Origin of the sequence: Pseudomonas fulva NBRC 16637 = DSM 17717, assembly GCF_000730565.1 — a bacterium.
GTDB lineage: Bacteria > Pseudomonadota > Gammaproteobacteria > Pseudomonadales > Pseudomonadaceae > Aquipseudomonas > Aquipseudomonas fulva.
On sequence record NZ_BBIQ01000034.1, the window covers coordinates 1 to 11,314 of the forward strand.

Consider the following 11,314-nt stretch of genomic DNA (forward strand, 5'->3'; position numbering starts at 1 on the left):
ACGGGCTGGCCGATGAGTTTTTCCGGGTCGTACTCGGTGTCCTGCACCAGCACATCGAGGGTGTAGCGCGGGGTGCGGCCAATGCGCTCGACGCCGTAGGCGCGCAAGGCTTGCAGCTGATCGGCCCCTAACGGGGTGGTCAGTTGCAGCAAACGGCCGCTTTGCGAAAGCGGAGTGCCGAAGGTCAGGTCCATGACACAGTGTCTCCTGAGTGGGGGCTGATCGGGTGGTTATTCCAGGGCCTTGATGGGCGGGTCCTGGTAGTCCTCATCGATGGCGATGCCCATTTTTTTCAGGCGTGCCTCGGTTTGGGCGCGTTCCTGGGCCATGCGTTTGAGTTCGGCGGGGAGGAGGGTGGTCCATCGTTCACGGTCGTCACTTTCGACGAAGCTTTTATAGAATTCGGCTTCTGTTTGGAAATTAAGCGAAAATAAATAGGTGCCGCGGTCTTGTGGTGCTTGCAGGCTGTTTTTGCGTTGCACACGAAGCTGCAAATAATTGCCATTGTTATAGAGATACCAGCTGTTAATCGTTGGCATGGCCAGCCAATCCGTTTGGTCTAATTTCAACGCAGGGTCTTTCCATGGGCCCGTGACGGTAGGTACGCCTAGCACTTCATCAAACCGATCAAATCTTTTGGCTTCAGCTCCTGATATTCTCGCTTCGCCAGGGAAAATGTAGCGCTGCCATCCTGCGGATTTCATTTTATCTAGTGTTTCATAAAAATAAATAGCGGCCTCGGTGTGCTTGGCGTTCTCAGTCACGCCCCCCAGAATAATGTTGGTGTCGGTAATCATGCTGCCGTTGTGCGTAATGAATACTGCGCTTATAACATCGTTAAAAACCAGTGAGCTTTCGCTCGATGTGAGGAACGCTGTCGCTTTGTTAGTGCTTTCTGCGGGAATGTCAAAGTCATAAAAACACAAGCTGGAATTGCAGTCTTTGTCAAAAGAGGCAGTGGAGCTCGATAACATATTTTCAATGGTGCCATTCAGATCGGATCTGATGACTGGTTTTTCTTCGTTCATATTCGAGTCTCCGCAGGCGGCCAGCGTGATGAAGATGATGGCGCAAATTATTTTACGCATGATCCCACCAGGTGGCTATCGTGCCAATTACTTCTTCCATTGATTTCTGGTCTGTGGTCATAAGTTTGTGGTATTTGTCGGCAATTTTTGTGATGAATTTCATCCTGTCTTTGTCGTTATATAGATCGCCTTTGGTCATGGTTACATCAAGCTCTGGGTTTCCGGTTTCACACTGCGTGCTGAATGCTGCCAATCTGCGAGGCACACCTAACTTAACTTCCATCTTTGCCTGCCCATCCAGAAGCAACTGGAAGTCCCAGTTCTCGTAAATGAGCGGCTGCAGAATCCAAAGCTGCTCGTGGTCAGCGATTTTCATCAATGATGCTAATTGGAGATCCCTGCGCGATCGCAAATCTTTTACGCGTTCAACTTGCTGAATGAGTGCAAAGCCTTCTTCAAGTGGCGGGGTTTTTGCTAGAAAATTCACCTTGGGCAGTGCGTCAGCAGCCCAAGGAAGCTTTTGGAATGTATCTTTGAATTCGCAAATATAGCTATTCCAATTTCGTTCCGGGACGGCGTTGTTGAATTCGTGAGGGTAGTTTATGTAAAACCAGTGCCATACAAAAATATCCTGGAACAGCCAGAAGTTTCCTTCCCCCAAGTGCATCATGGTGATGTCAAAAAAAGGCGCGGCTGCCACAGTCCAGCGCCATCTGCTATTGCTTGAGTAGTCCAGTGCACACATGACTTGCTTGCTTGCGAACGCAGCAAGCCCAGTCCAATAGAATCGGCCTTTTAGTTCGGGTTTGCCATTTTTTTCAAGTTCAAGATAAATTCGCGCGTAATTGCCGGCGATGCGTTCTGCTCTCGTGCTGAAGTCTTTGATTAATTCATAGCGTGCAGTGTCTTTGAATTCGATGCGGGTTTTCACCGATAGCCGCCGTACCGCTTCTTGCTGGTCGAGGGTCCATAGTTCGTTGTAATGGAGGTTGGGGCGGTTTGTAGAGCAAGTTTGCTCATTGAATTTGAAATTTTGGTTCATTGTTTTTTTCTCGGCACATATTTGTCAGCCCCTGCCGGTACCACGAGTTCATCGGGTACAAGTCGCATTTTGGCTGTGTCGGGTGTGTCGCTGAAAAGGCGCGGTGTCATACCTTCCTGATCAGTGAAGTAAACCCGCTTGCCTTTGCCAGGAATGTCGAACTCGACAGCTACGTTTTCCAGTGGAACGCCGAAATTGGTCATAAATTTGTTCTGCTCGTCATACATGCCCGAGTCAGGACCGTTTGGAAGCTCTTTGAACGAGTGCTCCATGCTGGCCGGTCCATCCAGCGTTTTCTTCGCTCCCTTGATGTCGATGGTTCCCGGCGCATGCACCTCGATATTGCTGCCTTTGATGCGGATATAGGCTCCCCCGCTCGTAAGCAGAATTTCTTTCTGTGCCGACATCTCGATCAACTGCTCCAGCGACGTGAGCTTCATGTTTTGCAGCGCAGTCAGTTCCATGGCATCACTTTGCGCTTCCAATTCGACCTTGCCCTGGGCGGCAAACAACTTGGCCCCGGCGTTCTGCGCAAACAGGCTGATGCTTTGCACCACGCTTGCCAGCAATGACTTGCCGCTGGCAATGCTGACATCCTCGCCGGTGCCCACGGTGAGGTGCTTGCCGCTGTGTAGGTGGGTGTTCTGTGGCGTGGCGGTGGCGATATCGGCCGGGGAGGAGGCGATCAGCAGTGGCTTCTGGTAGCCCGGGGTCTTGCCGCGTCCGCCGCTGCGGATGGCCCACGCGGTGTCGCCGCCCTTGGCTCGGGCTGCTGTTGTCGTTGCCATAAGTGACGTCGGCATCGGCGTTGAGCTGGGTGAGGCTGTCGAGGCCGGCTTGGAGAGCGTCGGCGTTGTGTTGCTTGGCCGTGTCGGAGAGGGTTTTGATCCGCTGCTCGCTGTTCTGCAACTGCTGCTGGGCTTCGCTGGTATCAAGCTGCGCGCCCTGGGCGTTGCTGCGCTTCCAGGTGCTGAGGTACAGGCCCTGCTGGGCGCGCAGGGCGCCGTAGGCGTCGGTGCGCAGCTCGAAGCCGGTGCCGCGCAGGGCGCCGCGGTGGTTGCCGCGCTGGTCGATCAGGTAGCCGAGATTGAGCTGGGTATGGCCGTGGCTGCTGTGCAATTGGGTGCGTACCTGACCGGTGGAGTCGTCCATCACCCACTGGTTGAAGCCGCCGCCGCCGATTTCCTTGCTCTTGTAGCCGCTCATCAAACCGCTGGAGTGCCAGGCCGGTTTATGGCCGCCGTACACCTGGCCCATGATCAGCGGGCGGTCGATGTCGTTGTCGAGGAAGGTGACCACCACCTCTTCACCAGCGCGTGGCACGTGCACGCTACCCCAGTCCGGGCCGCTGCTTGGTTGCAGCATGCGCAGCCAGCACGAACTCAGTTCACCGTCTTGGCTGAGACGGTCCCAGTGGAAGCCTACGCAGACGCGGTTGAGGCTGTCGGTGAACAGTTCATGGCCGCTCGGCGAGACCACCACGGCGGTCTGCGGGCCAGGGCTGGTGGGCTTGGTGTGCTCGAAGGGGCTGCGGTACGGCGCACTGTGTAGCTGGCCTTCGAAGTGGCTGGTGAAGAAGCCGTAGGATGCTTCGCTCAGGGCCGAGCCGAGTACCGAATCGTCCGGCGCCGGACGCACGGTCTTGAACAGCGGTGCCAGACTGCCGGGGGCATCACGGCACTGCTGGGCCATGGGCAGGTTGCTTTCGGCAAAGAACTGCACCTCGATCAGCAGGAACTGCCGGGCCTCGACGGCCTTGCGCTCGTACAGCGGGTGCTGGGTCAGCTCGAACCAGCGGCCGGCCTGCAACTGGCGTACCCCGGCTTGGCCGTGCACGCGGCGGGCCCGGGATTCGTGCTGCTCGATCTGCACGCGGCTGAGCCAGTCGCCGCGCTCCTGTTTCTGCCAGTTGTACTGGCCCTGGTATTCGTAACGCTCCAGCGCGGCAGGGGCAGAGGCGGCCTGCAAGGCTGGCATCACACTTTCACGCGGCTGGCTGTGAGCGAGGTAATCGACACTGCGCCAGTTGAGCTTGCCGCTGAGCAGCTGCGAACCGCTGCTCCACTGGGTGATGCCGTCCTGCTTCTGGGTCACGCTCTGGGTGTGGAACGGGACTTGTTGCGGAGCCAGGGCGGGCAGGGTATCGACGCTGTCGGTGAAGACGATGCAGTGGCTGTCGGCCTTGTGCTCGACGTACAAGAAAATGCCTTCGAGCTCGCACCAGCGCTGGACGAAGTTGGCATCGGTCTCGTTGAACTGGGTGACGTAGGACAGCGGTGCGTACTCGCGGCGCAGGTCGAGGCGGTAGTTGCCCTTGGCTTGTTCGTACTGACTGAACACCGACTCGAAGATGGTGGGCAGGGTCTTGTCCTGCCAGATGCGGCAGTCGCTACGGTATTCGAGCAGGCTGAACCAGGGCGCGAACACCAGCTGCCAGTCGTGCAGGCCGCCGTCGCTGCCCAGGTAACGCACGCTCTCGACCAGGCCATGGCGTTGAGCCTGGCTGCCATCGTCGCAGAGCAGGGCGAGGCTGACGGGCTGACCGATGAGTTTTTCCGGGTCGTACTCGGTGTCCTGCACCAACACATCGAGGGTGTAGCGCGGGGTGCGGCCGACGCGCTCGACGCCGTAGGCGCGCAAGGCTTGCAGCTGATCGGCCCCTAACGGGGTGGTCAGTTGCAGCAGACGGCCGCTTTGCGAAAGCGGGGTGCCGAAGGTCAGGTCCATGACAAGAGGTCTCCTGAGTGGGGGCTGATCGGGTGGTTATTCCAGGGCCTTGATAGGCGGGTCCTGGTAGTCCTCATCGATGGCGATGCCCATTTTTTTCAGGCGTGCTTCGGTTTGGGCGCGTTCCTGGGCCATGCGTTTGAGTTCAGTGGTAGCGCTGCGGGATGCGAAAAGGAATACATTAACCTACACGCCGCAGCTCTTTTGCCGAATTAGATCCGCTTTAAGCTCTCTACTAGCTCATCCCAAAATTTGATGGCTTGTTCGTCGCTCTCAAAACCTGGGCCGCTATCGACTGTGCTAAGTTCAAGAACTGTATAAGGTTCCAGGCTGAGTTCAGGTGTGCCCGGGAATTCCAGTCGGAATGCATAGACGTTTTTCCCTTCAGCCTTGGACTTTATCAAAAGTTCTTCAAAATTCAACCCAGCAACATTTCTTTTGCCTTTCCTGATGACGCTAGAGCGTGTTAGGAGATTTTTTAGAAGAGGTAAAGCACCCGCGGACCTCTCTTCAAACCTCGATAGAAGTCCCGGCTCTGGTTTTCCAATAACTTGCGTATCGAAAGTCAAGTGAATTCCGGGTATCGACGATACAGGTAATCCAATTGAAACTTTTTCATCGAATTTGTTAATCTGCAAATTCATGTACCCGGCCTCTAACGCAAAGGTGTTGTTGGGTGGGCGCTCTGCGGGATTCCGATAGTGGATGAGGCTGTTCAGTTCTTTTGCTCTTGCGACCGCTTTGTCAAAAGCACTGAACGGTATGGATTCGACTATTTGACGATAGAGTGTATTGTTTTTGGTTAAGTAATAAATATAAAAACTGTACTTGTGACCTTTAAATATTACAATTGCGCCTCCGCCGTCAAGCGGAAGTGTATGATCGTATGCGTCGGTGTAACCAGCATTATGCTTGCGAGTTATTGTCGCGATTATTTCTGCAGTGCTTTTAGGGAGGTCGTGCCTGCCATTTTTGCTGATGAACTCGATTCTTTTCTTCACCACGTCATATGAGGACCATATATCGTTTCCGTCGGTAGGAACGGCAAAAGAGTAGCGCCCAAAGTAAAAACTTTTTTTCTCGGTTGGCATGTTTTCGGCTCCAGCGGCTACGCAATAAATCAATGCAAGGGCAATAATCAATATTACTTGCCGGAAGTGTTGGTGGTTGTTTCGGCTTCTAAAGATTGACATGTTGGGATACTCGTACGACACTGTAGAGTGTGGCAAATAAAGTGCGACCTTTTTTGTCGTTATATGAGCTTTGATGCTCATAGCCAGTCGAATTGTTGTAGATTCCCTGCCTTCAAGCTGTTGGATTTAGTGTGCTATTATTTCCGTGTGCAAAAGCCGCCCGGGTGGTTGGGAAGTCTCTGGAGCTCGCTGATGAACATAAGGGGACTGTACCATCCCCGGGGGAGTACTTTGGCGCAAAGGTGACTTTATATCCAGCGTCGAGTTCAATGGTTCCCGTGCTATCATTTTTAGTTATTTTAAACTCATTAATGTCGCCCCAGCCTATCCAGCTAGACCTCCAAACAATATCTCTCCATGTGGTGCGGCCGACGCGTTCGACGCCATGGGCGCGCAGGGCCTGCAGTTGGTCGGCACCCAACGGGGTGGTCAGTTGCAGCAGGCGACCGGTTTGCGAAAGTGGGGTGCCGAAAGTCAGGTTCATAACAACGTAGCTTATATTCGTTTCACGCTGTCTACCAAGGTGTCCCAGAACTTGAGGGCATCCTCGTCACTATTGAAAGTCTCGCCCTCGTCCAGAGTGCTCATTTCGAGAACTGTATAGGGTTCTCTGCTCGATTTTGGTGTGCCCGGATACTCTATGCGAAATGAATAGAAGTTTCGATCGTTAGCTCTGGTCTTTAGCAAAAGTTCTTCGAATGTTATTCCCGCAACTTTTCTTTTCGTTTTTCTCAAAATTTTGGAGCTTGTAAGAATTTTTTGAAGCATTGGAGTTACACGGCCTGCAGTGCGCTGCTCGTAACGTTCGATCAATCCAGGTTCGGGCTTTCGTATTACCTGCGTGTCGAAAATGACATGAATCCCTGGTGTTGTGGAAATGGGTAGGCCTATTGAAACTTGCTCAGGATACTTATCGGAAGGAAGGGTCAGATAACCCGCATCTATAGCGAAAGTACCTTCGGGAGGATTTGAATTTGGATGGCGGTAATGAATCATTGAATTTAAGTCTTTCGCAAGCCCTACGGCTTTATCGAAAGCATCTATTGAAATAGATTCTACAGTTTGGCGATAGAGAGTATTGCTGGAGGTTAGATAGTATATGTCAAAATCATAATTTGTTGATTTGGATACTACAATAATGCCTCCGCCATCTAGCGGAATTTTCTGGTCAAATGCTTTGTATCCCGCTTTATGAAGTGTATTGATTTCAGCAATGGATTCGTCAACTTTTATATTGATATCTCGCTTTCCATTTTTGCTTATGAACTGCAGGTCTTTCTGGATTATTTTATATGACGTCCAGATGCCTGACCCATCTGTAGGGGCCGAGATAGAGTAGCGGCCAAAGTAAAATGTATTTGATTGACTGTTCATGCCTAGTTCCCCGCTCTCGGCAGTGGATGAGAAAAACATTGCGACAACGCTAAAGACTTTTAATGTGCGCGTTAAGTTTTGGTAAATATCAAAGTTCAACATGGGTGGAGAGCCTCACTATGCTATATAACGTGGCGTATAGCGTCCGTCCGTCCGGATCGTTATAGGCATTCTGGTGCTCGTAGCCAGCAGTTCGGTTATAGGCGCCAGTTCTACAAGCATTTGGGTGTTCCATTGAGTTTTTTCCGTGAGCGAATGCTGCTCTCACATTTGGGAAAGCTCTTGAACTTGCGGATGAGGAAACTGGAACGGTGCCGTCGCCGGGGGTAAGTTTAGGGCCGAAGGTAAATTTACGACCAGCACCAAGCTCAATATTTCCGGTATAGTCGTCACTCGTAATGCTCAGTGTTTGAGGATCCTCCCAGCCCACCCAATCTGACTCCCATACTATGTCACCCCATGTTATAAGTTTTTCCTCCTCTGCTTCGGCTGAGTAGTGAACGTATGTGAACGGGTGATAGGCTGTTTTTATTGAGTCGTGAAATATTTTCGTGTTGTTAATATTTTCTTCAAAAATCGCTCTTTTGCCCTGAGGGGTGCCGAATGTGATTTCTTCATCATCATCTTGAAACTCGTTTGGGTCAATGAGAGCTTCAGACTCTTTTGGGATCAATCCCCACCATTTTTGTGATTTATATATTTCTTCGTAAGGATCACCTGCTGATGGGAGCATAATAAAGTCTTTTTCGTTCTGGTTGCTACTGGCCAGATATTTGCTTTTCTTTTTTCTAGCAAATAACCATTTCTTACCATCGTTATAGTTTGCAGCAGGAAGGAGTTCTAGTCCACCTCTCGAATATGCTAAAACGGCAACAGTTTCTTTGGCTGTAGGCCCCAGAATCTGTCGCGTTACGAAGCCCTCGATCCCCTCACCTTCAAATCCCGCTCTAATTCTACGATACGCGGCAGGGGCGCCTGTTGCAGGCATCGCTCCATGTATGATTCCGTAAATTTTCTCGTAGCGATATGCGCCTACCATCGCTCGAGCAACTAAGCCGCCCATTGAATGAGTTACGATTATAACGTTTTCTGCTGTGGGATAATTGGGTAGTATTTTGTTGTCAATTAAATCCATTATATCCTTTGCGGAGTCTTTGTTAGATTGGAGCCAGTTGTAGCCGCCTGCCCAGACTTCATAAGTTATATCTGCTGCGTGCTTTAATTCTGCTGAATTTTCGATGGCAGACAAGGGGGGGTTATTGTTCCAGTCACCCCAGTCTGCGGGCTGCAGATCGCTATGATCTTTCCACCATCCCTGCAGTACTTGGTCAAGCATGACTGTGTTCATTTCATTTTGGATAGAAATCATGATTGGATGATATGCCGAACGCATAATGCCACCCCATCCGCGCTTTTTGAGTTCTTCTTTACTCAAGGGTTCCCGTAAGTCTTCTGTACGAATTGGGCCGTCTTGGTGGACCGTAATCATTCCTTTTCGGCCATCAAGATCGTTTTGTCTGTCTTTTGCGGAACTAAAGAGAGCTGACACAAAAGAACCGATAGCAGCAAATTTTGCTGGAACGGTGTCCGTATTGGGAGCTATCCATGCTACTTTCTTCGTCCTGGCATTCCAAAGATTGGTTCCCATAATTCCTGGAATGAAAACCACTGGGACTACTTTGTTAGTCTTTACTGCAACGACTTTTTCTCGCTGCTCAGAGGACTCGCTAAGCGTAGTGCTAGCTGTTCTGCTGCCGTCAGCGTTTAATATGGTTATTAGTTTTAATGGGTTAATCATTTTCCAATCCTTATACCGGCGGCGCGTTATTTCGTGAAATTTAATCCAGCACCCGGATATTCAGTAACTCAGCAATCTGACTCTGCTGCACCGGAATCTTCCCAGCCGCATCCGAGACATACTGCATCACGCTGCCATCAGCCCGGGTCACCTCAACCTTCACCCCCGGCGCAGGCTCCCCGGTGCTGAGCTTCTTGATCACATACGGGTCGGCAAAGTCGGTCTTGGGCATTTCATTGAAGCTGTGCGACAGGCTGGTGCCGCCGCTGAAGACCTTTTTTGCCCCTTTGACATCGATGGTTCCCGGCGCATGGATTTCGATGTTGCCGCCCTTGATACGAATGTAACCGCCACCACTGGTCAGCAGAATCCCGTCCTTGGCGGCGATCTCGATCCCGGCCGCCGTCGAGCTAAGTTTCATGTTCTGCAACGAGGTCAACAGCATCTCGTCGTTCTGCGCCTGCAATTCCACCTTGCCCTTGGCCGCAAACAACTTGGCCCCGGCGTTCTGCGCAAACAGGCTGATGCTCTGCACCACGCTTGCCAGCAATGACTTGCCGCTGGCGATGCTGACGTCTTCACCGGTACTCACAGTCAGGTGCTTGCCGCTGTGCAAGTGGGTGTTCTGCGGGGTGGCGGTGGCGATATCGGCCGGGGAGGAGGCGATCAGCAGTGGCTTCTGGTAGCCCGGGGTCTTGCCGCGTCCGCCGCTGCGGATGGCCCACGCGGTGTCGCCGCCGTTGCGTTGCTGTTCGCTCGGGCCTTGGCTCGGGCTGCTGTTGTCGTTGCCATAAGTGACGTCGGCATCGGCGTTGAGCTGGGTCAGGCTGTCCAGGCCGGCTTGCAGGGCGTCGGCGTTGTGCTGCTTGGCGGTATCGGACAGGGTTTTGAGGCGTTGCTCGCTGTTCTGCAGCTGCTGCTGGGCTTCGCTGATATCAAGCTGCGCGCCCTGGGCGTTGCTGCGCTTCCAAGTGCTCAGGTACAGACCCTGCTGGGCGCGTAGGGCGCCGTAGGCGTCGGTGCGCAGCTCGAAGCCGGTGCCGCGCAGGGCGCCGCGGTGGTTGCCGCGCTGGTCGATCAGGTAGCCGAGGTTGAGCTGGGTATGGCCGTGGCTGCTGTGCAGCTGGGTGCGCACCTGACCGGTGGAGTCGTCCATCACCCACTGGTTGAAGCCGCCGCCGCCGATTTCCTTGCTCTTGTAGCCGCTCATCAAACCGCTGGAGTGCCAGGCCGGTTTATGGCCGCCGTACACTTGGCCCATGATCAGCGGGCGGTCGATGTCGTTGTCGAGGAAGGTGACCACCACCTCTTCACCAGCGCGTGGCACATGCACGCTACCCCAGTCAGGACCGCTGCTCGGTTGCAGCATGCGCAGCCAGCACGAACTCAGTTCACCTTGCTGGCTGAGGCGGTCCCAGTGGAAGCGTACGCAGACGCGGTTGAGGCTGTCGGTGAACAGCTCATGGCCGCTGGGCGAGACCACCACGGCGGTCTGCGGGCCAGGCGAGGTGGGCTTGCCGTGCTCGAACGGGCTGCGGTAGGGCGCGCTACGCAGTTGGCCTTCGAAGTGGCTGGTGAAGAAACCGTAGGAGGCTTCGCTCAATACCGAGCCAAGCAGCGAATCGTCCGGCGCCGGACGCACGGTCTTGAACAGCGGTGCCAGGCTGCCGGGGGCATCACGGCGCTGCTGGGCCATGGGCAGGTTGCTTTCGGCAAAAAACTGCACCTCGATCAGCAGAAACTGCCGGGCCTCGGCGGCCTTGCGCTCGTACAGCGGGTGCTGGGTCAGCTCGAACCAGCGACCGGCTTCGAGTTGGCGCACGCCGCCCTGACCGTGCACGCGGCGGGCCTGGGATTCGTGCTGTTCGATCTGCACGCGGCTGAGCCAGTCGCCGCGCTCCTGTTTCTGCCAGTTGTACTGGCCCTGGTATTCGTAACGCTCCAGCGCGGCAGGGGCAGAGGCGGCCTGCAAGGCTGGCATCACACTTTCCCGCGGCTGGCTGTGGGCCAGGTAGTCGACGCTGCGCCAGTTGAGCTTGCCGCTGAGCAACTGCGAGCCGGTGCTCCACTGGGTGATGCCGTCCTGCTTCTGGGTCACGCTCTGGGTGTGGAACGGCAGTTGCTGTGGGGCGAGGGCGGGCAGGGTGTCGTT

At 53.9% G+C, this 11,314-nt stretch carries 8 protein-coding genes and 1 pseudogene; all 9 read right to left on the bottom strand.

Annotated features, from left to right (window positions below):
• Nucleotides 1-194: hypothetical protein (locus tag PFU01S_RS21225; RefSeq protein WP_042139920.1), on the bottom strand; the 194-nt coding region annotated here is incomplete at its 3' end.
• A gap of 36 nt (nucleotides 195-230) precedes the next feature.
• Entirely contained in the window at nucleotides 231-1,088 is an 858-nt protein-coding gene (locus PFU01S_RS21230; RefSeq protein WP_028687943.1) for a hypothetical protein, read from the bottom strand.
• Nucleotides 1,081-2,070 carry a DUF2515 family protein gene (locus PFU01S_RS21235; RefSeq protein WP_248694610.1) on the bottom strand — a complete coding sequence of 330 codons (990 nt, stop codon included), beginning with the start codon at nucleotides 2,068-2,070 and terminating at the stop codon, nucleotides 1,081-1,083. Before PFU01S_RS21235 ends, PFU01S_RS21230 begins: the two co-directional genes overlap by 8 nt.
• A pseudogene (locus PFU01S_RS21240) lies at nucleotides 2,067-4,797 on the bottom strand (type VI secretion system Vgr family protein). The gene PFU01S_RS21235 and the pseudogene PFU01S_RS21240 overlap by 4 nt, the downstream one beginning before the upstream one ends.
• Before the next feature lie 212 nt (nucleotides 4,798-5,009).
• Entirely contained in the window at nucleotides 5,010-5,888 is an 879-nt protein-coding gene (locus tag PFU01S_RS21245) for a T6SS immunity protein Tli4 family protein (RefSeq protein ID WP_028687930.1), read from the bottom strand.
• A 214-nt stretch (nucleotides 5,889-6,102) separates the two neighbouring features.
• The gene (locus PFU01S_RS22240; RefSeq protein WP_154665217.1) at nucleotides 6,103-6,474 is read right to left on the bottom strand and encodes a hypothetical protein; all 372 of its coding nucleotides are present in this window, start codon (nucleotides 6,472-6,474) and stop codon (nucleotides 6,103-6,105) included.
• 11 nt (nucleotides 6,475-6,485) lie between these two features.
• Nucleotides 6,486-7,466, bottom strand: coding sequence for a T6SS immunity protein Tli4 family protein (locus PFU01S_RS22245; RefSeq protein WP_154665216.1), 981 nt, complete (start codon nucleotides 7,464-7,466; stop codon nucleotides 6,486-6,488).
• Entirely contained in the window at nucleotides 7,453-9,162 is a 1,710-nt protein-coding gene (locus tag PFU01S_RS21985) for an alpha/beta hydrolase (RefSeq protein ID WP_081783978.1), read from the bottom strand. The genes PFU01S_RS22245 and PFU01S_RS21985 overlap by 14 nt, the downstream gene beginning before the upstream one ends.
• A 40-nt stretch (nucleotides 9,163-9,202) precedes the next feature.
• Nucleotides 9,203-11,314: DUF2345 domain-containing protein (locus PFU01S_RS21250; protein WP_042139922.1), on the bottom strand; the 2,112-nt coding region annotated here is incomplete at its 5' end.

What these genes read in the sequence shown, in the direction of transcription:
- PFU01S_RS21230 (WP_028687943.1), bottom strand. Translation starts at nt 1,088, where the DNA reads ATGCGTAAAATAATTTGCGCCATCATCTTCATCACGCTGGCCGCCTGC.
- PFU01S_RS21235 (WP_248694610.1), bottom strand. Translation starts at nt 2,070, where the DNA reads ATGAACCAAAATTTCAAATTCAATGAGCAAACTTGCTCTACAAACCGC.
- PFU01S_RS21245 (WP_028687930.1), bottom strand. Translation starts at nt 5,888, where the DNA reads ATGCCAACCGAGAAAAAAAGTTTTTACTTTGGGCGCTACTCTTTTGCC.
- PFU01S_RS22240 (WP_154665217.1), bottom strand. Translation starts at nt 6,474, where the DNA reads ATGAACCTGACTTTCGGCACCCCACTTTCGCAAACCGGTCGCCTGCTG.
- PFU01S_RS22245 (WP_154665216.1), bottom strand. Translation starts at nt 7,466, where the DNA reads ATGTTGAACTTTGATATTTACCAAAACTTAACGCGCACATTAAAAGTC.
- PFU01S_RS21985 (WP_081783978.1), bottom strand. Translation starts at nt 9,162, where the DNA reads ATGATTAACCCATTAAAACTAATAACCATATTAAACGCTGACGGCAGC.